20 protein-coding genes, 2 tRNA genes and 1 pseudogene are annotated in these 23,167 nt (G+C 64.0%); 10 read left to right on the top strand and 13 right to left on the bottom strand.

All coding sequences use genetic code 11. The annotated features are described in order from the left end of the window. The first annotated feature begins 74 nt into the window (after positions 1 to 74). Entirely contained in the window at positions 75 to 359 is a 285-nt protein-coding gene (locus LJ655_RS06720) for a hypothetical protein (RefSeq protein WP_230560482.1), read from the top strand. Positions 360 to 389: 30 nt separating this feature from the next. Then, on the top strand, positions 390 to 797 hold the full coding sequence (locus LJ655_RS06725; protein ID WP_230560483.1) for a GFA family protein: 408 nt from the start codon (positions 390 to 392) through the stop codon (positions 795 to 797). 100 nt (positions 798 to 897) lie between these two features. On the opposite strand, the gene LJ655_RS06730 is transcribed toward LJ655_RS06725, so the two are convergent. The 3 genes from LJ655_RS06730 to LJ655_RS06740 all read right to left on the bottom strand — a co-directional run bounded on the left by LJ655_RS06730 (position 898) and on the right by LJ655_RS06740 (position 4,416). After that, a complete protein-coding gene (locus LJ655_RS06730) occupies positions 898 to 1,212 on the bottom strand; it encodes a high-potential iron-sulfur protein (RefSeq protein ID WP_230560683.1) in 315 nt (104 codons plus the stop codon). 97 nt (positions 1,213 to 1,309) lie between these two features. Continuing rightward, on the bottom strand, positions 1,310 to 2,581 hold the full coding sequence (locus tag LJ655_RS06735; RefSeq protein WP_230560484.1) for a c-type cytochrome: 1,272 nt from the start codon (positions 2,579 to 2,581) through the stop codon (positions 1,310 to 1,312). Positions 2,582 to 2,688: 107 nt separating this feature from the next. Then, positions 2,689 to 4,416 carry a methanol/ethanol family PQQ-dependent dehydrogenase gene (locus LJ655_RS06740; protein WP_230560485.1) on the bottom strand — a complete coding sequence of 576 codons (1,728 nt, stop codon included), beginning with the start codon at positions 4,414 to 4,416 and terminating at the stop codon, positions 2,689 to 2,691. A gap of 473 nt (positions 4,417 to 4,889) precedes the next feature. On the opposite strand from LJ655_RS06740, the gene pqqA reads away from it, so the two are divergent. After that, on the top strand, positions 4,890 to 4,964 hold the full coding sequence (gene pqqA, locus LJ655_RS30315) for a pyrroloquinoline quinone precursor peptide PqqA (protein ID WP_425605781.1): 75 nt from the start codon (positions 4,890 to 4,892) through the stop codon (positions 4,962 to 4,964). A gap of 293 nt (positions 4,965 to 5,257) precedes the next feature. Here pqqA and LJ655_RS06745 read toward each other — a convergent pair whose 3' ends face one another. The 6 genes from LJ655_RS06745 to LJ655_RS06770 form a co-directional block, all read right to left on the bottom strand. Then, positions 5,258 to 6,004: an SDR family NAD(P)-dependent oxidoreductase gene (locus tag LJ655_RS06745; RefSeq protein ID WP_230560486.1), complete on the bottom strand. Its 747-nt coding sequence runs from the start codon at positions 6,002 to 6,004 to the stop codon at positions 5,258 to 5,260. A 198-nt stretch (positions 6,005 to 6,202) separates the two neighbouring features. Beyond that, the gene (locus LJ655_RS06750; RefSeq protein WP_230560487.1) at positions 6,203 to 7,048 is read right to left on the bottom strand and encodes an urea carboxylase-associated family protein; all 846 of its coding nucleotides are present in this window, start codon (positions 7,046 to 7,048) and stop codon (positions 6,203 to 6,205) included. 42 nt (positions 7,049 to 7,090) lie between these two features. Continuing rightward, positions 7,091 to 7,819, bottom strand: coding sequence for an ABC transporter ATP-binding protein (locus LJ655_RS06755; RefSeq protein WP_230560488.1), 729 nt, complete (start codon positions 7,817 to 7,819; stop codon positions 7,091 to 7,093). Beyond that, the gene (locus LJ655_RS06760; RefSeq protein ID WP_230560489.1) at positions 7,807 to 9,621 is read right to left on the bottom strand and encodes a branched-chain amino acid ABC transporter ATP-binding protein/permease; all 1,815 of its coding nucleotides are present in this window, start codon (positions 9,619 to 9,621) and stop codon (positions 7,807 to 7,809) included. The genes LJ655_RS06755 and LJ655_RS06760 overlap by 13 nt, the downstream gene beginning before the upstream one ends. 3 nt (positions 9,622 to 9,624) lie before the next feature. Beyond that, complete coding sequence (locus LJ655_RS06765) at positions 9,625 to 10,524, bottom strand: branched-chain amino acid ABC transporter permease (RefSeq protein WP_230560490.1); 900 nt, start codon at positions 10,522 to 10,524, stop codon at positions 9,625 to 9,627. Between the two features lie 25 nt (positions 10,525 to 10,549). Beyond that, complete coding sequence (locus LJ655_RS06770; protein WP_230560491.1) at positions 10,550 to 11,743, bottom strand: branched-chain amino acid ABC transporter substrate-binding protein; 1,194 nt, start codon at positions 11,741 to 11,743, stop codon at positions 10,550 to 10,552. 255 nt (positions 11,744 to 11,998) lie between these two features. On the opposite strand from LJ655_RS06770, the gene LJ655_RS06775 reads away from it, so the two are divergent. Then, positions 11,999 to 13,243, top strand: a complete 1,245-nt coding sequence (locus LJ655_RS06775; RefSeq protein ID WP_230560492.1) for a D-amino acid dehydrogenase — start codon at positions 11,999 to 12,001, stop codon at positions 13,241 to 13,243. Then, complete coding sequence (locus LJ655_RS06780; RefSeq protein ID WP_230560493.1) at positions 13,240 to 14,016, top strand: maleate cis-trans isomerase family protein; 777 nt, start codon at positions 13,240 to 13,242, stop codon at positions 14,014 to 14,016. Before LJ655_RS06775 ends, LJ655_RS06780 begins: the two co-directional genes overlap by 4 nt. A 121-nt stretch (positions 14,017 to 14,137) precedes the next feature. On the opposite strand, the gene LJ655_RS06785 is transcribed toward LJ655_RS06780, so the two are convergent. Both LJ655_RS06785 and LJ655_RS06790 read right to left on the bottom strand, forming a co-directional pair. Beyond that, a tRNA-Leu gene (locus tag LJ655_RS06785) sits at positions 14,138 to 14,224 on the bottom strand. 230 nt (positions 14,225 to 14,454) lie between these two features. Next, positions 14,455 to 14,541: transfer RNA gene (locus LJ655_RS06790), tRNA-Leu, on the bottom strand. A gap of 405 nt (positions 14,542 to 14,946) precedes the next feature. On the opposite strand from LJ655_RS06790, the gene rnr reads away from it, so the two are divergent. The 5 genes from rnr to LJ655_RS06815 all read left to right on the top strand — a co-directional run bounded on the left by rnr (position 14,947) and on the right by LJ655_RS06815 (position 21,655). Beyond that, a complete protein-coding gene (gene rnr / locus LJ655_RS06795) occupies positions 14,947 to 17,442 on the top strand; it encodes a ribonuclease R (RefSeq protein WP_230560494.1) in 2,496 nt (831 codons plus the stop codon). Positions 17,443 to 17,574: 132 nt separating this feature from the next. Continuing rightward, positions 17,575 to 18,318 carry a 23S rRNA (guanosine(2251)-2'-O)-methyltransferase RlmB gene (rlmB, locus tag LJ655_RS06800; protein ID WP_230560495.1) on the top strand — a complete coding sequence of 248 codons (744 nt, stop codon included), beginning with the start codon at positions 17,575 to 17,577 and terminating at the stop codon, positions 18,316 to 18,318. 249 nt (positions 18,319 to 18,567) lie between these two features. Next, positions 18,568 to 19,263, top strand: a complete 696-nt coding sequence (gene rpiA, locus LJ655_RS06805; protein WP_230560496.1) for a ribose-5-phosphate isomerase RpiA — start codon at positions 18,568 to 18,570, stop codon at positions 19,261 to 19,263. A 254-nt stretch (positions 19,264 to 19,517) separates the two neighbouring features. Then, a complete protein-coding gene (locus LJ655_RS06810; protein WP_230560497.1) occupies positions 19,518 to 20,747 on the top strand; it encodes a glycosyltransferase in 1,230 nt (409 codons plus the stop codon). Between the two features lie 485 nt (positions 20,748 to 21,232). Further along, positions 21,233 to 21,655, top strand: a complete 423-nt coding sequence (locus LJ655_RS06815) for a helix-turn-helix domain-containing protein (RefSeq protein ID WP_230560498.1) — start codon at positions 21,233 to 21,235, stop codon at positions 21,653 to 21,655. 292 nt (positions 21,656 to 21,947) lie between these two features. Here LJ655_RS06815 and LJ655_RS06820 read toward each other — a convergent pair. Together LJ655_RS06820 and LJ655_RS06825 are read right to left on the bottom strand one after the other, a co-directional pair. Next, a pseudogene (locus LJ655_RS06820) lies at positions 21,948 to 22,130 on the bottom strand (undecaprenyl-phosphate glucose phosphotransferase); the annotation flags it as partial. 76 nt (positions 22,131 to 22,206) lie between these two features. Continuing rightward, complete coding sequence (locus tag LJ655_RS06825) at positions 22,207 to 22,941, bottom strand: Crp/Fnr family transcriptional regulator (protein ID WP_230560499.1); 735 nt, start codon at positions 22,939 to 22,941, stop codon at positions 22,207 to 22,209. Positions 22,942 to 23,167 lie beyond the last annotated feature (226 nt).

The following is a 23,167-nucleotide window of genomic DNA, read 5'->3' on the forward strand; positions in this document are numbered from 1 at the left end:
TACCTGTATGGATATACAGTATCCTACATGTTTTTTATGAGATAGCGAACAGGCACTTTTTGGGGAGCGGGTTCATGGACATGCGAGTGCGCAAGCCGGCCGGGCACCCGATGCCGGAGATCGCGGCGTTCGTGGCCGAACTGAAAGCGGTGTTCGGCGAAGCCGGCATCGGCGAAGCGATTCGCCGCGGCAAGGCGGGCGAGCCGACCTTTCATGCGCGGGAAAACGGGCGCTCGGCGGGTACGGCGGCGCCGGTTGCAGCGAACGTCTGGCGCGTCGATCGCGCGGTGCGCGACCGTCACTACTGCGAAGGTTGCGACGGCTCGTGCGTGGGCAGCGGAAAGTCGTGCCGTCCATAATGGCAGCGGCCCTCAACCACGGAGAACCCCATGCTGCGCACCTACCTCGGAAGTTGCCATTGCCAACTCGTGAAGTTCGAAGCCCGCATCGATCTCGACGAGGGCACGTCGAAATGCAATTGCAGTTACTGCAGCAGGCTGCGCTTCTGGCACGTGCAGGTGCGCCGGGAGGACTTCCGTCTGCTCTGCGATGAAGCCGCGCTGAGCGCATATCAGGGTAACAATCCGGTCGCGCATCACCCGTTCTGCAAACGCTGCGGAGTCCACGCATTCGACCGCATCGACATGCCAAACGGCACAGGGTATCCGTATATCAACGTGAACATCATGTGCCTCGATGAACTCGATCTCGACGCAGCGCTGAATGCGCCGGTGACCTATCGGAATGGCCTGCACAACGACTGGGGCAATCCGCCTGCGCAAACAAGGCATCTCTGATCGCGCTGACAAGGGCGCTCATCGCGCCTGGTTCAGGAGCCCCGCAGTGCCAAAGGCCGTCTCTACCCGATGGTTCCGCACGGCCTCGGCGTCCCGGCGCTCAAGCTCGCGGAGCATAGACCTTGCACCAGCCGTCAGCCGAAACGGACTTGCCCGGGAACATCGGGCATGCTCCGGCCGTGTCACCCGGCGCGCCGGTGTAGAAGCGACAATTCGCGCAGTTCTGGCCCGCGTGGTACTTGGGAAACTTCGCCGCATCGACGCTGCTCGCCTTCGCACGATAGCCGAGCAAGCTGGCCGTGGCGTCGTTTTCATCGACGAGCGGCGGCGCGGCGAACGCGACGTCGGCGCTCGCGAGTGCGGCACACAGGCCAGCGGCCTGGAGAATGAAGTGTCTGCGAGTGTGAGAGACCATGATGATGCCCTGAGAAAAGAGAAGGGGTGCCCACGCCGCGTTTTCCATGAAGCGGCGTGGCGATGCGAAGCAGTGCAAAGGAATCTGAAGCAATGCTCTAATGGCGCGGTCCGGCGTTCAGCGGCGTCTTCGACGATTGCGCCGTCTGCGCGGTCAGCTTCGCGCTGCCGGTGTCGTAGCCATTCGTGTAGAGCAGGAAGGCCATCAGGTCGGCGTACTCCTCGTCGCTCATCTTGCCGGGACGATCGGCGGGCATGTTGGTCGACATGTACTGATAGATGCCGCCGATCGTCAGATGCGAGTTCGACGCCGGCGCGAATGCCGGGCCGCTCAACGATGGCGCGGTGTTGCCTTCGAGCTTCTCGCCGTGGCATTTCGCGCAAGAATCGGCATACAGATGTTCGCCGTGCGCGACCTGATCGTGATCGAACGAAGGCGCGTCAGCGCTCGCCGCGACCTTGATGAAGCCGCCCGCGGCCGGCATGCCGCTCACGCGCCATGCGTCCGTGCGCGGCACCGCGAGCATCGGGCCATCGAGATAGCGCGCGAGTCCCGCATGCGTAGTGTCCGGCGTGGCCGAGCCGGTCGCGTGGCTGGTCGGCAGCGCCCAGTCGCGGGTCAGCCCGGCGAGCCGGCCATCGTTGCGCAGGCGCGTGAGCGCCTTGTCGATGCGCTGTTGCAGCAACTGCGTGCCGGCCCCGGACGCGAACACGAGATTCCAGTCGGCATAGGGCGAATCGGCGACGGCAACGTCGAACTGCTGCTGTGGATGAGCATGCCGGTACGCCACCACGGCCGGGTACCAGACGATCGCCCGTTGGGCGCGTCCCTTCGCGAGTGCGTCGACGGTCAGATCCGAGGTGATTTCCAGATCGAACCGGGCGTTCTTCTGCTGGACCGCGATCAGCTGCGACGGGCTCGACCACGTGGCGGCGATGGTGATTTTGCCGTCCGGCGCCGTGACGCTGGTGCTGGTTGCACGGGCGCCGCGCAGCGTGACGCTCACATAGCCCGAGTGCAGATAGCTCTCGGAAAAGAGCAGGTGCGAATCGGAGCCGTCGGCGACGCTCGAACGCGGAAAGCCCGCGATCACATCGCAGTTGCGCTGCAGCGATTTCGCGAGTTCGTGAGCGGAGATGCCGTCGTCGCCGCCGTCGTCGTCGATGCCGCGCGAGGCGAACCTCGCGGTGATGCCCGCCGCGCTCAACACGGCGCGTGCCACGGCCTTGTCGAGCCCGGCCGAGGGACTGCCGGGCATGGTGCAGACACGCACGCCGGAGGACGCTTGCGCCGCAGACTTTGCGGCAACATGAGCGGCGCTGGCCGCGAGCGCGCTCGCGAGAGCAACGTGAATGAGTCGATGGTTCATGATCGTGCGTTCCTGTGATAGCGGGAACCCCGCGCCCGCACGGGCCGCGTGCGGGCGGACGGAGATGCGATGGCGCGAGCGGATGCGAAAGACGATGGCGCGGGGGCTCAGCCGCGATCGAGCGCGAACACGTACAGCGTGCCGCCGCGCGGAACGTCCTTCGCGACGTCGGCCATCGGACCGCCCCAGATCGGATTCGCGCCGCCGTAGCCCGCCAGCACGGCCACGTACTCCTTGCCATCGACTTCGAACACGGAAGGTTGCGCGACGACGCCGCTCGCGAGTTGCGGGCTCTCCCACAGCACCTTGCCCGTGGACACGTCGAATGCGTACAGGTGGCCGTCGAGCGAGCCGCTGAACGCGAGGCCGCTGGCGGTCGTGGCGACGCCGCCGTTCCAGGGCATTTTGGTCCAGTGGCCCCACAGCTTCTTGCCGGTATTCACGTCGATGGCCTGAAGCTCGCCATAGCCCTGGCTGCCCGGTTCGGGCTGGATCTCGAAGCCTTCGCCGAGGTAGGGCAGACCCTCCATGTAGCTGACCGACTTGCCGGACAGGCTCATGCACGCATGCAGCGCGGGCACCACCGCGATGTGCCGCTCGGGATCGTAGGAGACCGACCACCAGTTCTTGCCGCCGAGAAAACTCGGGCAGGTGTTGATCGTCGTGCCGGCCTTCGGAAACCGGGTTGGGTCCTGCACCGGCTTGCCGTCGGCGGTGTAGCCCGTCACCGAGAGCGCCTTGACGAACGGCTCGGCGTAGATCAGCTTGCCGGTCTTGCGGTCGATTGCGTGGAAGAAGCCGTTGCGGTCGGCGTGAATGATGGCGTCATACTGCCTGCCCTTGTAGCTGATGCTGGCCAGCACCGGTGTGTTGACGCCGTCGTAGTCCCACGTGTCGTTACTCGTGTACTGGTAGTGCCACTTCAGGTCGCCGTTCTTCGGATTGAGCGCGAGCAGGGAATCGGAGTACAGATTGTCGCCGGGACGCAGTGCGGCGAGCCACGGCCCCGGATTGCCGACGCCCCAGTACAGCGTCTGCGTCGCCGCGTCGTAGGTGCCGGTCAGCCAGGCCGCTCCGCCACCATGTTCTTGCATGCCGTCGGGCCATGTGTTGCTGCCTTTTTCACCGGCATTCGGGATCGTGTAGCGCTTCCACAGAATCGAGCCGTCGCCGGGATCGAGGGCGGCGATATAGCCGCGAATCCCGTATTCGCCGCCAGACGTGCCCACCACGATCGCGCCGTCGAGCGCGAGCGGCGCAAGCGAGAACGCATAGCCGAGACCCGGCTCGAACAGCTGCTTCTTCCAGACGAGATTGCCGCTCTGCGCGTCGAGCGCGGCCACCTCGCCGCTCAGCATCGCCACGTAGACGTTCTTGCCATACAGCGCGACGCCACGATTGACGACATCGCAGCAGGCGGTCTTGAACGATTCCGCGCCGAGCTTCGGCTCGTATTTCCAGAGCTGCGTGCCGGTTTTCGCATCGAAAGCATAGACGTTGTCCTTCGGCGTACTGACGAAAAGATAGCCGCCGTTGACGATCGGCGTTGCCTCGAAGCCCTGCTTGAGGTCCGCGGGGAACTGGTAGCTCCAGGCCTGTTTGAGCCCGGCGACATTCGATGCATCGATCTGCTTCAGAGGCGAATGCGACTGGCCGCTGTAGCTGCGGTAGTAGGTCAGCCAGCCCGGGTCGCTCTGTGCTTGCGAGAGCCGCTCGTAGGTCACGTCGGGATAGTCCGGGGCGGCGTTCACCGGAGCTACATTCAGTGCCATCGCAAGCGCGATGCTCGCTCCATGGACAGGCAGCCAGCCTGCGGCGGGCGCACGGTTCTTCATAGTCGTCTCCTGAGTGTTTGTCGATGCAGTGCCGGCAGAGGCGTCGTGCCTTTTTGTTCTGTGTCGATCCGGTTGCGGTGCCGGTAGTGCAAGTCACATGCCATTCGCGCATCGAGTCCGCACGGGAGCCTGAAAAGTGCGACTGCCTCATTGCCCGCGCGGCACTGCATGTGAGCCCGGTCGTGCCGTGGACGGCTTCTGAGTCGAGCGGGTCGTTCTGCTCAGTACACCATAGTGATTAGCGTGCTGTCACACGCATGTTGCATCCCGCAGCAGCGGTGTTCCGAAACTGAACACTGCGACTTTCCGGAACGTACCGTGCGGCGACGCGTTCGATACCCGCACCCCCGCTAAGACCTCTGCGCTAAACCAACAAGACTTGCGTATCGACATCGGCATGTCGTTTGCTTTGACGGGAACGACCGCCCATCCAGTGCGGTTGTTCCATCCAATCGCAAACCAGGAGACACGCCATGCAATGGATCATCCCGTCGTACACCGAGCTGCGTTTTGGCTTTGAAGTCACGATGTATATCGCCAATCGCTGAGCAGGCCGCAGCGTGCCGCACGCGGCGCGCGAATGGCGCGCGGAGCGGCACACGCGAGGCATGGACATGAAGATCAGGAACCTTCGCCCGCCTTGCACGCTACGGTCCGGGCGCGGCGCAATTCTCGCGGGTTGCGACGGAGAGCGCGAGTGGGTCTGGATGACGGTGTGACGGCTCTGAAGCAACTGGGACCGATCAAAATGGTCTGAGCAGCCATCGGGGCAGGGGGATGCGGAACGTTTCCAGGTTCCGCGTCGCTTCGCCGATGCTTTCGCGCCGAAGCGTTTGGAGGCTCATATGAAGCTCGCGCCGCCGTTGACGGGAATCGTCTGGCCCGTGACGAACCCGTTGCCGACGATCATCAGCACGACCTGCGCGACCTCGTCCACATCGCCGAGCCGACCCACCGGCAGCCGCTCCGCGACGTTCGCGGCCTTCAGTGGCGCGGCCATTTCAGTGTCGATCGGTCCCGGCGCCACCGCATTGACGGTAATCCCTTCGCGCCCGAGTCGCGCTGCATACCCGCGTGTCAGCCCCTCGATGCCTGCTTTCGAGGCGTTGTAGTGAACGCCGACGAGGCCGGCGCCACGCGCGGCCACTGACGAGAGGTTGACAATGCGGCCCCAGCGGCGTGCGCGCATGCCTGGCAGCACCGCCTGCGTACACAGGAACGCCGACTTCAGATTGACGGCAAGCGTCCGGTCGAATTCGGCTTCCGTCAGATTGTCGATGTCGAGGAAAGCACCCATGCCGGCGTTGTTCACGAGTATGTCGACGATTCCGAGACGGTCTTCGACCTCCCCGATCATTCTCGTGACGTCATCGCCAACCGATACGTCGGCGCGCACGGCAATCGCGCGGCCCCCGGCGCTTTCGATTTCGTCGACGACCTGGGAAGCATCGTCACCGCGCTGCCGGTAGTTGACGGCGACTGCCGCGCCGGCTGAAGCAAGGGAGATGGCAATCGCGCGTCCGATTCCGCGCGAGCCGCCAGTCACCAGAGCGACGCGATTGTTCAGATCGGGTGATAGAGCGGACACGAAGACCTCCAATTCCGAAGAAGATGAAAAGTCCGGCAGCGGCCGCCATCCGGCGTGGCGTCGCTGATCGAAACATTACTCCGATTGGCCGGAGTCTTCCCGCTCGATGCAGTCTCGCGAGGATGATGCCCGGCGAGAACCTGGCGCCGCACCTGTGCAACTAGCCGGGGCGTCCCTTTCGCGACAGTCGCGAATCGACTACTCCCAATCAGGCTGCTGCAAGGTCAACCCGTGCTGCCCTTTGTAAGCCGCCACAGCCGGCTGCGACCATCCGGCGAGCAATTGCGGCGCGACGCGATAGACGTCGACGCCGAGCGGCCGACATACTTCGAGCGGGTCTCGCGCATCGGGGCCCCACATCGGCAACGATAGATCGCCTCCCGGACAGGTCGATAACGCGCACAGCAAATCGATCTCGGCGAAGAACTCCAGAAAATCGCCCTTTTTTGCGGGGCAGGCTTTCATGAAGTACTTGTCGTCGAGATTCAAACCGGTGCACTGGAAGACGTTCAGCACGTCGTGGACGTCGTACTCGGTCAGGCCATACGGCGCAATGGCGCGCGTCAGGTTCGAATGGCAATGGAAATGGAAGTCTTCCCCTGTCAGCATGCGGTTCACGTAGGGATCGCAACGGGTGCCAAGCAGATCATGCACGCGTCCCCCGTGCTCGTCGGTACCATAGTTCGCGAGGCTGTCGCCGGTGATCGTCACCATCGGGCGTAGGAACGGCAGCGTCGACCACAAGCGGTCGAACGTGCTCACATGCGCCGCCTGAAGCTGACGCGTGCGCGACGCCCACATGCGTTCGCGCGGATTGTGCTGGTTCCAGAGGTTGAGGTCCGCAACCTGCGGTCCCTCGATCGTCACGATGCGGAACACGTGGCCAGCGGGCACGGTCCACGCCCGGCCCGAGCGGATCGGAACGACGATCGACTCGATCAGCTCGCGGTCAGCCTGCTCGGTCGCGATTCGTCGGTAGAAGTCTTTGTCGACCTCGAGCGCGGAGCCTTTGGTCGATTGATATGCGGCAGGGTAGTTCAACATGAGCTCGCTCCTTGAAAATGCACTCTGCTTGCGCCTTGCCTGTCACGCCGCCGTCGCACTGCCCCCCAGATAGGCGGTACGAACCCGGCTGTCCTGCGCCAGTTCCCGCGACGCACCCGACAGCACCACGCTGCCGCTTTCCAGCACATAGGCGCGGTGTGCGATGCGAAGAGCCTGCCTGACGTTCTGTTCGACCAGCAGCACCGAAGTGCCTTCGCTGCAGATACCGGCGATCATGCCGAAGATCACGCGCACCAGTTTCGGCGCAAGTCCCATCGAGGGCTCGTCGAGCAATACGAGTTTCGGCTTGAGCATCAACGCGCGCGCGATCGCAAGCATCTGCTGTTCGCCGCCGCTGAGCGTTCCAGCCAACTGGCCGCGACGCTCGCCAAGCCGCGGGAAGGTCTCGTAGAGCGCGGCAATGCGGCGCTCGAGCGCCGCCGCGTCGCGCCGCAACAGGTAACCGCCAAGCCGCAGATTCTCTTCGACGCTCAACGCGCCGAACATGCGCCGCCCCTCCGGCACGTGCCCAATGCCGAGCGCGACGATCTGATGCGCCTGCAGCGCCGTCAGTGGCCGCCCCGAAAGCGCGATCGTTCCGGCGCGCGCGCGCAGCAGACCCGAGATGGTTCGCAGCGTCGTGGTCTTGCCCGCGCCGTTGGCGCCGAGCAACGCCACGATCTCGCCCGGCTGCACCTCGAGAGAGACGCCATGCAGCGCCTCGATGTTGCCGTAATTCACGCGCAGATCGCGAACCGCTAGGAGTTCCACAGCGACTTCTCCCCGTTGGCGGCATCGCCGGCCGCGCCGTCTTCTTCGGCTGTGCCGAGATAGGCGTCGATCACCCGTTGATCGCTCTGGATCTGCGCCGGCGGCCCTTCAGCGATGATCACGCCATGATCCATCACGATGATCCGGTCCGACACGCCCATCACCAGCGTCATGTCGTGCTCGATCAGCAATACCGTGACGCCCAGCCCGCGGATGCGGCGGATCAACTCCATCAACGCGAGCTTTTCGGTCGGATTCATTCCGGCCGCCGGCTCGTCCAGCAACAGCAGGCGCGGATTGCTGGCGAGCGCGCGGGCGATTTCGAGCCGCCGCTGGTCGCCGTAGGGCAAATCGGCTGCGTATTCGCTCGCGCGCGCGGACAGCCCGACCATCGCGAGCCAGCGCATGCCTTGCGACTCGTGTTCGGCCGCTTCCGCATGCGCGGACGGCGTACCCGCCAGTTCGGCGACAAGGGGCGTGTGCAGCCGGTGGTCCATGCCAATCAGTACGTTCTCGAATGCGCTCATGTGTGCGAACAGGCGAATGCCCTGAAACGTACGGGCGATACCGCGATGCACGTTGCGGTGCGGCGCGCCGCTGCCGAGGGGAGACCCGCACCAGAAGATGCGTCCCGCGCTCGGGCGGATCACGCCTGTCAGGCAGTTGAAGACCGTGGTCTTGCCCGCGCCGTTCGGACCAATGAGCGCGAGAATTTCGCCGCCGCGAACGGCGAAGCTGATTCCGCCGATGGCCAGCACGCCGCCGAAGCGGCACACCAGGTCCCGAACCTCGAGCAGTGTTTCGCCCTGCCGGGCCTCGAGCGTCGGCGCGGGCGGAGCCGGCTCGCCCGGCGGATGCGTGCGCGGCATCGCGCGCTTCGCGCGCACGGGCCATAAGCCCTGCGGCCGCAGCAACATGAGTGCAACGAGTGCGACAGCAAAGCCGAAGATGCGCCAGAGGTTCAGAAAACGCAGCAGCTCCGGCACGCCGGCGACGATGACCGCGCCGAGAATCACCCCGGGAATGCTGCCGCGCCCGCCGAGGACGACGATGATCAGAATCGTCACGGACTGAAGATAGGTGAAACCGGTGGGATCGATGGTGCCGAAGCGCGCGGCGAATAGGCTGCCGCCTATCCCGCCGATCAGCGCGCCCATCACGTACGCGAGCAGCTTCACGCGCAAGGTCGGCACGCCGACCGCCTCGGCGGCCGCTTCGTCTTCGCGGATGCTGGTCCACGCGCGCCCGAGCCGCGACTGGCCGAGCCGGATGGCGAACAGCAGCACGACGAGGAAGAACGCCATGCCCAGTTCGTAGACCGCCTGAGGTGAGCTGATTTCAAAGCCGAACAGAGTGGGGCTCGCAATGCCGTAGATGCCGTTCGGTCCGCCCGTGATCTCCAGGTTGGTCGCGATGATGCGGGTAATCTCGCCGAAGCCGAGCGTGACGATCGCCAGATAGTCGCTGCGCAGCCGCAACGTCGGGTAGCCGATCACGATCCCCGACACCCCGGCAATCGCGAGGCTGAACGGCAGCGTCGCCCAGAACGAGAAATGCAGCAGCGTTTGGAGCAGTGCCGTCGTATAGGCGCCGATCGCGAAGAATGCCGCGTAGCCGAGGTCCAGCAGTCCCGCGTAGCCGACGACGATGTTCAGGCCAAGGCCGAGGATCGAATAGGTAATGATCGTGAGCGCGACGTTGACGAGATAGCCGCTCGCGAACGCGGGCAGCGCGACGGCCGCCGCCAGCAGGCCGATGACGATGGGCACGCGCCAACGCGGCAGGAAAGCCGGCGCGCTCATCGGCTACATCCTCTCGACGACGCGTTCGCCGAACAGGCCCGTCGGCTTTATCACGAGCACGGCGATCAGCACGCCGAACACGAAGACATCCGTCCATTGCGACGACACATAGCCCGCGCCGAACGCTTCGAGCAGACCGATCAGGAAGCCGCCCGCCATGGCGCCCGGAATGTTGCCGATGCCGCCCAGAACCGCTGCGGTAAACGCGCGCAGACCGAGCACGAAGCCCATGAAAAAGTTGATCTGCGTGTAAAAGAGACCTTCCATCACGCCCGCGACGGCAGCGAGCGCGGAGCCGATGAAGAAGGTGAGCTGGATCAGCCGCTCGACGTTGATGCCCATCAGGCGCGCCGCATCCTGGTCGATGGCGAGCGCGCGCATCGCGGTGCCGAGGAACGTGTAATGCACGAAAAAATAGAGACCCAGCATCAGCACGAAGCTGGCGGCGATGATACCGATCTGCGCAAACGTGATCTGGACCTCGAGCAGGTTCAGCCCCGCCTGGGTGAGCAGGTGCGGATAGGTCCTGAAGCCCGCGCCATAGCTCAGCAATACGGCGTTTTCGAGCACCAGCGACATGCCCAGCGCGGTAATCAGGATCGACAGCCGCGGTGCGCGCAGCAACGGCTGATAGGCGACACGCGCGATGGCGACGCCGAGCGCCCCCGTCACGACCGCCGCGCTCACGAAAGCAGCGGCCAGTGCGAACGCAAGCGGCAACCGCGCGCTCGCGAGCGTCGCGAGGCTGGTCCATCCGACGAACGCGCCGACCATGAACAGGTCGCCGTGCGCAAAGTTGATCAGCCGGATGATGCCGTAGACCATCGTGTAACCGAGGGCCACGAGCGCATAGAACGAACCGATCGTCAGCCCTTCGACGACGAACTGGAAAAAGGTGCTCATGGCCGCAACGGATACGCCGCCGTGCCTACTTCATTGCCACCCATTTGCCCGCCGCGTCCTGTCGCTGATAAGCCTCGAACTGGTCGTTGCGCACGATGACCGTGATATAAACCGCGCGGCTGCGGTCGCCCTTTGGATTGAACCCGATCGTCCCCGTCAGCCCCGGATAGTCCTTGACCTTGTGAAGCGCTGCGATGATCGCCGCCGGCGTGGTCGATTTCGCATCGGCAATCGCCTTGGCCGTGACGCCGACTGCATCGTATTCGTACACGGAATAGGGTCCCGGTCCCTGGCCGTAGGCCTTGGTGTAGTCGTCGACGTAGCCGTGGGCGCCCGACAGGAATTGCGCCAGCGGCGAGGTGGTGATGATCATGCCGTCGGCCGCCGGGCCCGCCGTTTTCATGAGCGTCGGGTCGTTCGTTCCATCGCCGCCCATAAGGGTCATCTTCAGGCCCAGTTGCCGCGCCTCCTTGACGATCAGCCCCGCTTCCGAGAAGTAGCCGGTGTAGTAGATGACGTCAGGCTTGAGCGACGCGACCTTGGTGAGCGTCGGTGAGTAGTCCATCTGGCCCGGCGTGATCGAGTCGGCGTAGACGACGTCGACGCCGTCTTTCTTGAGCGCCTCGACTGTGTTCTGGGCGAGCCCCTTCGAGTAAGTCGTGTTGTCGTCGATGACGGCCACGCGTTTCGCGTTCAGCGAGTTCTTGATGAAGCTGGCCGCGAACGGGCCCTGTTGATCGTCGCGACCAATGGTGCGGAACACGTTGTCGTAGCCCATTTCGGTGAGCTTCGGATTGGTCGACGCATCCAGTACATACGGAATGCCGGCCCGATGGAACGTCGTCAACTCCGGAAGCGCGGCGCTGGAGCAGTAGCCGCCCGCCACCGCGACCACGCCCGCATCGACCAGTTTCTGCGCAGCCTGCACAGCGGTTTGCGCGTCACAGGCGTCATCCTCCGGTACGAGCTCGATCTGCTTGCCGAGCACGCCGCCCGCCGCATTGATTTTCGCGGCAGCCAGCTTGGCGCCGTTGAGGATATCGGTGCCGGCATTGGCGCTGCTGCCCGAAAGCGGCACGGGCACGCCGATCTTGATGGTCTGCCCCTGCGCCGCCTGTGGGACGAGCGCCGCGAATGTCGCGAGTCCGACCACCGCGGCACCGAGGGATTGCCGCAAGATGCGCGCGGCGTCGGGCTTGCCATTGTTCTGAATATTCATGTTCGTGGCTCCTGACTGTGAAGCCGACCGGACCATCCCGCGAGGCGGGTAGGCCAGCGGTCAGTTAGCTGAACATAACGGATCGTTACGCGTGGCGCGAGCCTGTCGTGCAGAGTTCGCGCAGTGCCGGCACAAGAATGCCTCCTCAATGATAGAACTCGAAGAACGCCTGACCGTTATAGGGTATGCGCGTATAAAACCCCCGCAAAAGCGGCTACGGACTAATATTTTGTCAACGACAGCAGGGGGGCGCGCATGACGAGCATCGTGCTTGGCGCGGGCATTGCGGGCGTCACCACCGCGTACTACCTCGCGATGGACGGTCGCGCCGTCACCGTGCTCGATCGCCGGCCGGGCGTTGCGCTCGAAACCAGCTTTGCGAATGCCGGACTCGTCGCGCCGGGGCATTCGTACACGTGGGCTTCGCCGCGCGCACCGAAGATCCTGCTGAAATCGCTGTTCGTCGAAGGACAGGCGCTGCGTCTGCGCTTGAGCGCCGATCCGCACATGTGGGCCTGGTGCGCGCTATTCCTGCGCAACTGCACCGCCGCGCGCTCGCGCGAAAACACTACGCGCAAGGTCAGGCTGTGCCGTTACGCTCAGGATCAGCTGCGGCAGGTGAGCGCAAGGGAGCAACTGCAATACGACGGGATCCGCCGCGGCCTGCTGTATCTCTATCGTGACGCGGCATCGTTCGAACGCGGCCGCTCCAACATGTCGATCCTCGTCGACAATGGCCTGCCGCTCGAAACGCTGGACACCGCGCAGGCGCTCGCGCGCGAGCCGGCGCTCGGGCATGCGCGCGACACGATTGCCGGCGCGATTTACTGCCCGACTGACGAGAGCGGCGATGCCTACCAGTTCACCCGCGAACTGCAGAAAGTCTGCGAGCGGCTTGGCGTGCGCTTCATGTTCGACACCCCGATCAGCCGCCTCGAAGCGGCGGGCGATGCAATAACGGGTGTTCGCACGCCGGCGGGCCTGATCGCCGGCGACGACTACGTGCTCGCGCTCGGCTCGTATTCGCCGATTCTCGCGCGCCCGCTCGGTTACCGGCTCGCCGTCTATCCCGTCAAGGGCTACTCGGCAACCTTTCCCGCCGGAGCGGAACACCGTCCCCCGCAGATCGGTGGCGTGGATGAAAACCATCTCGTTGCGTGGGCGCGCTTCGGCGCGCGGCTTCGCTTTACCGCGACGGCCGAATTTGCAGGCTATGACACACGCCACACGCCCGCTGACTTCGCGCCGATCCTGCGCACGGCGCGCGAGCTGTTTCCCGACGGCGCGGACTACACGAAGCCGAGCTACTGGGCGGGGCTGCGTCCGATGACGCCTGAAGGCACCCCGCTGATCGGCCGCACGCGCCACCGCAATCTGTTTCTGAACACGGGTCACGGCCACATGGGATGGACGATGTCTTGCGGTACCGCGAAACTGCTCGCCGACATCATGGCGGGACGCCCACCCGAGCTGGGCCTGACAGGGATGACGATGAAATGAGCACGACCTCACTGCGGCACGACGCCTACACGAAGCTCGAATTCACGCTCGACGACGGCATCGCGAGTCGCGCGGCGATCGGCCTCGTCGTGCTGGCCACCGACCACACGATCGAACATGAATGGCGTCAACTGCTGCGGCAGGACGGCGTAGCCTTCTATGAAAGCCGCTTGCAGAATTCGCCGGATATCACGCCGGCCCGGCTAGCGGAAATCGAGTCGCGCATCGCGCCCGCGGTTGGATTGCTTCTGCCCGGCGAGCGGCTCGACGTCGTGGCGTTCGGCTGCACGTCTGCGTCCATGGTGATCGGCGAGGAGCCCGTGTTTGGCCGCACACGCGAGGCGCGTCCCGGCATCGCCTGCACGACGCCGATCACGGCTGCGCTCGCCGCGCTTGCCGTGCTACAGGTGCGGCGCGTCGCATTATTGACACCGTATATCCGGTCCATCAACGACTTCATGCGCGACTACATCGAGGCACGCGGTGTTGCCGTGACCCGCATCGCGTCGTTCGAGCATGCAGACGACAACGCGGTTGCCCGCATCGATGCGTCTTCAATACGCGCGGCGATTGAACAGCTGGCGCGCCACGCCGATGCGGACGCGGTGTTCGTCTCCTGCACGAGCCTGCGGGTTGCCGCGTTGATTCCGCACCTGGAGGAGACCACAGGCAAGCCCGTGATATCGAGCAACTTCGCAATGGCCTGGCATGCGTTACGGCTTGCTGGCGTGCGCGATAGCGAGCCGCAACTCGGGCAGTTGTTTGCGCTATAGCAGTGGGCCGATGCTTTGGCAGGCGGGTATGAGAAAGGTGAACGACAAAAACAAAAAACCCCGTAAGACTTCGATCTTACGGGGTTTCTCGAACTACTTCGGCTAACGCCGGAACAACTTGTGGTGCCCAGGAGAGGACTCGAACCTCCACGGTGTTGCCACCGCTAGGACCTGAACCTAGTGCGTCTACCAATTCCGCCACCTGGGCACGTCTTCAAGCTAGACCGCTATTTTAGCAAGATGATTAAGTTTGTCAATCCCTGCTTCAAACAAACCTGTCTTTATCATCCGCCCGGTTGAACGCGCAGCGACGAGGTGATGCAATCGCTACCGGACCGCCGTCCTGCTCATCCGGTAATCGAAACGCAAACAGCATCGATCGATCGCCGGGTGTTGCACAAAAAATAGAGCCGCCAGAAGGCGGCTCTATTTTGAATCTGGTGCCCAAGAGAGGACTCGAACCTCCACAGTGTTGCCACCGCTAGGACCTGAACCTAGTGCGTCTACCAATTTCGCCACCTGGGCAGGTGATGAACAGCAAAGACCGCCATTATAGCGACCGGTTCCGACCTGTCAAGCGATTTGCCAAAGCCGATCCACCCCCGCGGGGAGTCCGCGCACTACGCGGCCAAACGACCGCCACAGGCCCGCGTGGCGCGCCACACGGGTGTTAGAATGCCTCGCAGTAGTTCGTTGGCACGATGCACATCCGGGGTCCCGGCGCGAGTGTCCTGGTGTGCTCGGCAATACGTGCGTCGCCCCGGCGTTGAACGAGCTCGACCCCGGCAGTTTCCGGTGCAATCGCAGTAGAGCAAGAAGCAGCAGGTGCAATGACCGAGGCAGCGCCGCCGCGCTGCAGATGCAACCGAGCGCGACTGCGCGCATTACGCAAACGCCCTCCAGGCCGGACCACATCGCCGACCGACGTCCATGCAACGAGAAAAAATCATCGACAAGCCCTTGAGCAAATTTCCGTATCCGATTCCAAGCCGCGAAGAAATCCTCGGCGTGCTGCGCACGAGTGAAACGCCGCTTGCCGCGAACGACATCGCCGAAGCCCTGTCGATCAAGCGCCAGGAGCGCGAAGGATTTTTCAAGCGTCTCGGCGCAATGGAGCGCGACGGCCAGATCCGGCTCGATCAGCGCAACCTCTATCAATTGACCCATCCGTCGAACTTCGTCGCGGGCCGCGTGCAGGGCCATCGCGACGGCTACGGCTTCCTGATTCGCGACGACGGCCAGGACGACCTGTTCCTGCCCAACGGCGAGATGCAGAAGGTGATGCACAACGACCGCGTGCTCGCGCGCATCGTCGGTTATGACCGGCGCGGGCGGCCGGAAGGGCACATCGTCGAGGTCACGGACCGCGCGAACAAACGCGTGATCGGCCGTCTGCTCAACGAGAACGGCGCGCTGATCGTCGCGCCCGAAGACAAGCGCATCGGCCACGACATCCTGATCACGCAGAACACCCGCAAGGCGAAGGTCGGCCAGGTCGTGGTGGTCGAGCTGACCGATTTCCCGAGCCGTCATTCGCAGCCGCTCGGCCGCGTGGTGGAAGTGCTGGGCGATATCGACGACCCAGGCATGGAAATCGAAATCGCGGTGCGCAAGTACGGCGTGCCGCACGAGTTCAGCGAGGCCGCGCTCGCCGAAGCGGCGAAGCTGCCCGACGAAGTGCGCCCGGCCGACATCCGCCATCGCGTCGATCTGCGCGACGTGCCGCTCGTCACGATCGACGGCGAGGACGCGCGCGACTTCGACGACGCCGTCTATTGCGAGCCGGTGAAAGTCGGCCGCGGCGACGGTTTCCGCCTGATCGTCGCGATCGCCGACGTGTCGCACTACGTGCATCCGCAAAGCGGGCTCGACGCCGACGCGATCGAGCGCAGCACGTCGGTGTATTTCCCGCGCCGTGTGATTCCGATGCTGCCGGAGAAGCTGTCGAACGGATTGTGCTCGCTGAATCCGCAAGTCGACCGCTGCGTGCTCGTGTGCGACATGATCGTCACCGCGCGCGGCGACGTGAAGGCGTATCAGTTCTATCCGGGTGTCATGCATTCGGCCGCGCGGCTGACCTACACCGAAGTCGCCGCGGTGCTGACGAACACCAAGGGCCCGGAAGCGACCCGTCGCGCCGCGTTGTTGCCGCAGTTGCAGAATCTGTACGGCGTCTACAAGGCGCTGTTCGCGGCGCGCCAGAAGCGTGGCGCGATCGACTTCGATACGACTGAGACGTACATCGTCTGCAATGCACAGGGCAAGATCGAGCAGATCGTGCCGCGCACGCGCAACGACGCGCACAAGCTGATCGAGGAATGCATGCTGGCCGCGAACGTGTGCGCCGCGGACTTTCTCAAGCGCCACAAGCATCCGGGCCTGTTCCGCGTGCATGCGGGCCCCAGCGCGGAAAAGCTCGAGAACCTTCGCACGTTCCTGCGCGGTATGGGCTTGACGCTCGGTGGCGGTGACTCGCCGCACGCGAGCGACTACGCTGCATTGATGGCGCAGATCCGCGACCGGCCCGACGCGTCGATGCTGCAGACGATGCTGCTGCGCTCGATGCAGCAGGCGGTCTACAGCCCCGACAACATCGGCCACTTCGGTCTCGCCTACGAGGCCTACGCGCACTTCACGAGCCCGATTCGACGCTATCCCGATCTGCTCACCCATCGCGCGATCTACGCGATCCTGCAAGGCCGCAAGTATCACCCTCAGCCGCCGGACGGCGTCGAGCTGAATACCGCGCTGTCGCCGCGCGCCCGCGCGATGCAGCAGGCCGACGAGGAAAAGCGCGGCCCACGCGCTCGCGGGAACAACGTGGCGATCTGGGAAGAGCTCGGGCTGCATTGCTCGGCAAACGAGCGCCGCGCGGACGAAGCATCGCGCGACGTCGAAGCATGGCTCAAGTGCTATTTCATGCGCGACAAGCTCGGCGAGGAATATGGCGGCATGGTCAACGGCGTCACGTCGTTTGGCATTTTCGTGCAACTCGATTCGCTGTTCATCGAAGGTCTCGTGCATGTGACCGAACTCGGCTCCGACTATTTCCAGTACGACGAGATCAAGAACGAACTGCGCGGCGAGCGCACCGGCATTCGCTACCGGCTATCGGATCGTGTGCGCGTGCAGGTGAGCCGCGTCGATCTCGACGCGCGCAAGATCGACTTCCGCCTCGTGCGCGATACGCCGATCAAGCCGCCCGTGGCACGCGGCATCGCGGCGGACAGGAGCGAAGGCGCTGGCGCACGCGTGCGCGCATTGCCGCCGGCGGAACGCGGCGCGTCAGTGCCGGGTCCGCGGCACAAGAAGGCCGCGCCCGCGCAGAGCGCGGCGGTCAAGGAAGCGCGCGCGGCGCGTGGCGCGGCGAAGAAGCATGGTGCTGCGAGCAAGGCGGCGTCCAAGCAGGCACGCAAGAAGCGCTGAGGCTGTCGCAGCGCCGGGACCGCGCGCAACGGGCACGTGAACAGGTGCCGGTTGCGCGCGGTCTGCCTTTCGGTTTCATATTCATCACTGCGGCGCGCGTTGAATGCGCGCCCAATCAAAGGTTGTTCAGTCATGGCACGTCACAAGGTTTTATACGGTTTCCACGCAGTGACCGCGCGTATCCGGCACGATGCGTCGACGGTCGAGGATGTCTATTACGACGCGACGCGCAAGGACCGTCGTATGACCGAATTCCTGCAGGCCGCGAAGGACGCGGGCGTGCGTCTGATCGCCGCCGACGAAACGCGCCTGTGGGGCCTCGCGCGAACGGAACGTCATCAGGGTGTGGTCGCGCGCGCGGGCGATCTGCCGCTCGCGCAGAATCTCGCAGAATTGCTCGACGGCATCAGCGGCTCACCGCTGATTCTGGTGCTCGACGGCGTGACCGATCCGCACAATCTCGGCGCTTGCCTGCGCGTCGCCGACGCGGCCGGCGCGCATGCGGTGATTGCGCCGCGCGATCGCGCGGTGGGATTGAACGCGACCGCAGCGAAGGTGGCGAGCGGCGCCGCCGACACCGTGCCGTACATCACGGTCACGAATCTGGCGCGCGCGCTGCGCGAGCTCAAGGACGCGGGTGTCTGGGTGGTCGGCACGGCTGGCGACGCGCAGAAAAGTGTCTACGAAACGGAACTCGATGGGCCGGTGGCGCTCGTGATGGGCGCCGAAGGCGAGGGCATGCGGCGTCTGACGCGTGAGACCTGCGATGTCGTCATGCACATTCCGATGGCGGGGACGGTGGAGAGTTTGAATGTGTCCGTGGCGAGCGGGGTGTGCCTGTTCGAGGCGGTGCGGCAAAGGGCGGTGAAGAAGTAGTTGTGATCGTCGCTCCTGCTGTCGGCAGATCGGTTGGCGCCCGGGACGCGGTTGTGGTTCCGGGCGCTTTGCTTTGCCGATTGTTCAGCATCTCCATGATTCTCCCGCGGCATTCCAGAATCCTCGGCGATATGTCTCCAATGCTGTCCGGCAAACCAGCGCCGTCCGCGGCACCGGTCCATCCAAACCCCGCTCTCTGCGCGCCACTCCGGTAAACTACGGGTTTTTCACGCTTCTCCCGCCTCTGCCATGACTCAAGACGAACTCAAGCAACTGGTTGGCCAGGCCGCCGCCGATTACGTCAACGCCAACGTGCCGCAAGGCTCGGTGATCGGTGTCGGCACGGGCTCCACCGCGAACTGCTTCATCGACGCGCTGGCCGCCACCCGATCCCGCTATCGCGGCGCGGTGTCGAGTTCGCTCGCCACGACCGCGCGTTTGCAATCGCACGGCTTCAAGGTGCTCGATCTGAATGAAATCGATTCGCTGCCGGTGTACGTCGATGGCGCCGACGAAATCGATCGCAGCGGCGCGATGATCAAGGGCGGCGGCGGCGCGCTCACGCGCGAGAAGATCGTCGCGTCGGTGTCGGAGGTGTTCGTCTGCATCGCGGATGCGAGCAAGGTCGTCGAGACGCTCGGCAAATTCCCGCTGCCGATCGAAGTCGTGCCGATGGCGCGCACCGCGATCGGCCGTCGCGTGACGGCGCTCGGCGGCGTGCCCGTCGTGCGCGTGACGAAAGAGGGCGTGCCGTTCATCACCGACAACGGTAACGAGATCATCGACGTGAAGGGCTTGAGCATCAGCGACCCGCGCACGCTGGAAGCGCATATCAATGCGTGGCCCGGCGTCGTGACGGTCGGCCTGTTCGCGGTCCGCGGAGCGAACCTCTGTCTGCTCGGCACGGACACCGGCGTCCAGACGATCACGTACGGCCAGAATTAAGCGGACTGCGTTTGCATTCGCTGTGACGCGAGTGAGCCGTTCCAACGGCTCACTCGCGTTTTTTTATGCGTCAGGCGTTGGGCTCAGCGCAAAGCGAACGGATGAAGCCGCGCATTCGCAGCGGCGAACGGACGCTTTGAATTATTCGCGCACTCTCGTACGTCGAATGTGGGCACGCGCACGCACAGCCAGGAACGCGGCACATACACTCTTCTCCAAGGCCATGCGGCGTTTTCTGACGGGCGGAGCGGAATATGAAAGTGGCGATCGTGCACGATTGGCTCGTCGCCGCCGGCGGCGCCGAGAAAGTGCTCGAGCAGATCATCGAGTGCTTTCCCGACGCCGATCTTTTCAGCGTCGTCGATTTTCTCGAAGATCGCAAGCCGGTTGCAGGTAAGCCGGTCACCACGTCGTTCATTCAACGTTTGCCGTTTGCGCGCACTCGCTATCGCGCGTATTTGCCCTTGATGCCGCTCGCCGTCGAACGGTTCGATCTGTCGAGCTACGAGCTGATCATCACCAGTTCTCGCGCGGTCGCAAAGGGCGTGATGGTCGGTCCCGGGCAGACACACATCAGTTACGTGCATTCGCTGATGCGCTACGCGTGGGATCTGCAGCATCAGTGTCTGCGCGAAGCGAATCTGATGAGCGGGCCGAAGTCGTGGGCCGCGCGTGTGATGCTGCATTATCTGCGCGGCTGGGATGCGCAGTCCTCGAACGGGGTCGATCGATTGATCGCGAATTCGCAATCCGTCGCGCGGTGCATGATGAAAACGTATCGGCGCGATGCCGCGGTGATCCCGCCGCCCGTCGACGTGAACGAGTTCGAATTGCGCACCGAGAAAGACGATTTTTATCTGACCGTGTCGCGGATGGTGCCGCACAAACGCATCGATCTGATCGTCGAGGCGTTCAGCGCCACGCCGCAGCGCAAGCTGATCGTGATTGGCGATGGGCCGCAGATGGCGTCAGTTCGCGCGAAGGCCGGATCGAACGTGACGATCCTCGGCTCTCAGCCGTTCGACGTATTGAAGGACTATCTGGCACGCGCGCGTGCCTTCGTGTTTGCCGCCGAGGAGGATTTCGGCATCGTGCCGCTCGAAGCGCAGGCCTGCGGCACACCGGTGATTGCGTTCGGCAAGGGCGGCGCGCTCGAAACGGTGGTGCCGGTCGGCGACCCGCATCCTACCGGCGTTTTCTTCACGCGCCAGACGGTCGTGTCGATGCTCGATGCGATCGATCGCTTCGAGCGGCTGAGCGCGTACATCACGCCGGCGGCCTGTCGCGCGAATGCCGAGCGGTTTTCGGCGCGGGTATTCCGGCGCGCGTTCATGGCCGAGGTCACGCGCACGATTTCGGCGGATGGTCGGCGCCGCTCGGCGGTGGAGTTCGCAGATCGGATGGAGTGGGCGCAGCCCGATCTCTTAACCCGGGAATTCGGCTGGGCCGACGACGCCGCGCCGAAAAGCAGGTGGGAGCACTGAGGCGAGGCTCGTTCGCGGTTCTCGCCACGCGATGTTTCAGAAAGGAGAGGCCAAGGTTTTTTTCGCAGTCGTGCAGTGATTTTGCAACGGGTAGTAAGGAGCCGTTCTGACCAACGCGTCCGGGCGGCTGTTGGTGTGGGCGCGTGCGCTTCGCGCTTTGCGTGGGCAGCGCGTATCGCTCGATACGCGCCGCGCGTGCAAGGCCCGCTGCGGCGGGCCCTCGTCAAGCAGGTAAGGTTGGACCTAAAAAACGAAATCGGGGTGCGCGTCACGCGTTACGGGCGAGTCATTCGTCGGCGCAGCATGCCTCGCGTGGCCATAACGACCTGAAGCAGACGTTCGCTATCGTGTCCGCAGGACTGCCTCACTGCGATGTTCGCCGTGCCGGCAGTTCAGCGTGCAACGGCGATTCACTACAACAGGCAGTCGTCGCGCGTCATCGATGAACGCGCAGGCGGCTTTTGGACGAGGACAAATCTAAACAAATGAATGCCGATCGCCTTCCGGGACCCTTTCCCGACATCTCCGCAACCTGGGCTTCGCTGCAAAGCCAGTTGCCGATCACGCCGATTCGCACCGAACAGGATTATCAGCAGATGGTGCGCGTTGCCAACTCGCTGTCCGATCATCTGAGCGGCAACGACAACGATCCACTCGCCGATCTGCACGCGATCGTGAAGGAATTGATCGTTCATTGGCAAGCGCGCAACCTGACGGTTCCGAGAGCGGAGCCGCGCGAAGTGCTGCGCCATTTGCTGATCACGCATGGGCTCAAGCAGAAGGATCTGGCCGGCATCGCATCGCCGACCGTCGTCAGCGATATTCTCGCGGGGCGCCGCGCGATCAGCAAGAAAGTCGCCAAAGCGCTCGCGGTGCGGTTTCAGACCGACGTCAGCGTGTTCCTGTAGAGGGGTCCTGGAGCGGCGAACCGTTGGAGGACGTGGTTTGCCGCCGTGGTTTTCCCTGTGCGCCAACGCTTGCGGCTGATCGGGCCGCAAGCGTTGGCGTTTTTATTTGTGGCGACGTGTGCGAGGTGTGAGCCGGTTCTGCGAGTTCTTGCGCAAAGACGGTCGGGCATTTATCAGAACGCATTGCGACCGGCAAAGCCCTTGTCGAACCAGAACGACCAGTTATGGATATAGGACAGGCCGAACTTCCCGCGTGCTTCCATCCTTTCGATCTTGGTGGTCGCGCCGCGATGCGCGCAAAGCCCGGCGCGCCGACGATCGCGACGGTGCGCATGTTCATGCCGCGGCGTAGGAAGCGCAGCACGACGTGCATGATGCCGCGGCTCGCGATGATCAGCGCGCCTGAAATCAGCGTCGAGTAACCGAATCACAGACGCGACACCGCATCCATTCGATGCAGGCCGCCCGCGATCAAGAAGAGCGCGCCGAGACAGCGCGGAGTCGTCCTGAGCATCGCCCAGATCAACCCAATCATCGAGCAACTTGCCGCTTTATTCAACGGCCTCGGCCTGGCGCAGTCGCGGCAGCAGACGATCGAATTCGCGCTTCACGAGCCCATAGCATTCGCATGCGCGGGCTTCGAGGCCCTTGCGGTCGAGCACTTTGATATGGCCGCGGCTATGATGAATCAGGCCTTCGTCATGCAGCTTGCCGGCCGCCTCGGTGATGCCTTCGCGGCGCACGCCGAGCATGTCGGCGATCAGTTGTTGCGTGACCGTCAGATCGTTCGACGCGACGCGGTCCACTTCGATGAGCAGCCACCGGCACAGTTGCTTGTTGAGCGCGTGATGGCGATTGCACGCGGCGGTCTGCGCGACCTGAGTCAGAAGCGCGTGCATATACAGCAGCATCAGGCGGCGCAGGAAGTCGGAGCGCGAGAACTGCTGCTTGAGCGCCTGTGCGCTCATCCGGTACGCGAAGCCCGCGCATTGCACCTGCACGCGGTTCGGCATGGTCTCGCCGCCCGTGAGGACCGGCACGCCGGTCATGCCTTCGCGGCCGACCGCTGCGATCTCGACGGAGCTGCCGTCTTCCATCGTCGAGAGCATCGAGATGATCGCGGTGGTGGGGAAGTACACATGATGGATCCGTTGACCCGAGTCGCACAGCAGTTGCTCGGTGCGCAGATGAACCAGTTCGAGGTGTGGAGCTAGCGCTTGCCATTCGTGCGACGGCAATGCGCCCAGCAGATGGTTACCGTGCAGATCGGATTGAAGTGTCAACATGATCGGTCCTCGCATGAAAGTCGCGCGTCGCGTGACTTTCTCCGTTTCTTTGATCCGATGCCCGCATCCTGGGGACTGGCTGCCTGGCGAGCAGCTAGGATGAACGGCATCGGCCCCGTTTAAGGCCTCTGTGCTGCCGCCTCTGTTGTTGCGCTCGTGTGCGGTCGCACTCTGTTGCGCAGAGGTAATAGCGAGGACCGTGCCAACGTTAGGGGAAACGCGTCCT

Origin of the sequence: Paraburkholderia translucens, from assembly GCF_020881035.1 — a bacterium.
Lineage (GTDB): Bacteria > Pseudomonadota > Gammaproteobacteria > Burkholderiales > Burkholderiaceae > Paraburkholderia > Paraburkholderia translucens.

Excerpts from the sequence above, each read along its gene's own strand:
- LJ655_RS06720 (WP_230560482.1), top strand. The coding sequence starts at position 75 with ATGGACATGCGAGTGCGCAAGCCGGCCGGGCACCCGATGCCGGAGATC.
- LJ655_RS06725 (WP_230560483.1), top strand. The coding sequence starts at position 390 with ATGCTGCGCACCTACCTCGGAAGTTGCCATTGCCAACTCGTGAAGTTC.
- LJ655_RS06730 (WP_230560683.1), bottom strand. The coding sequence starts at position 1,212 with ATGGTCTCTCACACTCGCAGACACTTCATTCTCCAGGCCGCTGGCCTG.
- LJ655_RS06735 (WP_230560484.1), bottom strand. The coding sequence starts at position 2,581 with ATGAACCATCGACTCATTCACGTTGCTCTCGCGAGCGCGCTCGCGGCC.
- LJ655_RS06740 (WP_230560485.1), bottom strand. The coding sequence starts at position 4,416 with ATGAAGAACCGTGCGCCCGCCGCAGGCTGGCTGCCTGTCCATGGAGCG.
- LJ655_RS06750 (WP_230560487.1), bottom strand. The coding sequence starts at position 7,048 with ATGTTGAACTACCCTGCCGCATATCAATCGACCAAAGGCTCCGCGCTC.
- LJ655_RS06760 (WP_230560489.1), bottom strand. The coding sequence starts at position 9,621 with ATGAGCGCGCCGGCTTTCCTGCCGCGTTGGCGCGTGCCCATCGTCATC.
- LJ655_RS06765 (WP_230560490.1), bottom strand. The coding sequence starts at position 10,524 with ATGAGCACCTTTTTCCAGTTCGTCGTCGAAGGGCTGACGATCGGTTCG.
- LJ655_RS06770 (WP_230560491.1), bottom strand. The coding sequence starts at position 11,743 with ATGAATATTCAGAACAATGGCAAGCCCGACGCCGCGCGCATCTTGCGG.
- LJ655_RS06775 (WP_230560492.1), top strand. The coding sequence starts at position 11,999 with ATGACGAGCATCGTGCTTGGCGCGGGCATTGCGGGCGTCACCACCGCG.
- LJ655_RS06780 (WP_230560493.1), top strand. The coding sequence starts at position 13,240 with ATGAGCACGACCTCACTGCGGCACGACGCCTACACGAAGCTCGAATTC.
- rnr (WP_230560494.1), top strand. The coding sequence starts at position 14,947 with ATGCAACGAGAAAAAATCATCGACAAGCCCTTGAGCAAATTTCCGTAT.
- rlmB (WP_230560495.1), top strand. The coding sequence starts at position 17,575 with ATGGCACGTCACAAGGTTTTATACGGTTTCCACGCAGTGACCGCGCGT.
- rpiA (WP_230560496.1), top strand. The coding sequence starts at position 18,568 with ATGACTCAAGACGAACTCAAGCAACTGGTTGGCCAGGCCGCCGCCGAT.
- LJ655_RS06810 (WP_230560497.1), top strand. The coding sequence starts at position 19,518 with ATGAAAGTGGCGATCGTGCACGATTGGCTCGTCGCCGCCGGCGGCGCC.
- LJ655_RS06815 (WP_230560498.1), top strand. The coding sequence starts at position 21,233 with ATGAATGCCGATCGCCTTCCGGGACCCTTTCCCGACATCTCCGCAACC.
- LJ655_RS06825 (WP_230560499.1), bottom strand. The coding sequence starts at position 22,941 with ATGTTGACACTTCAATCCGATCTGCACGGTAACCATCTGCTGGGCGCA.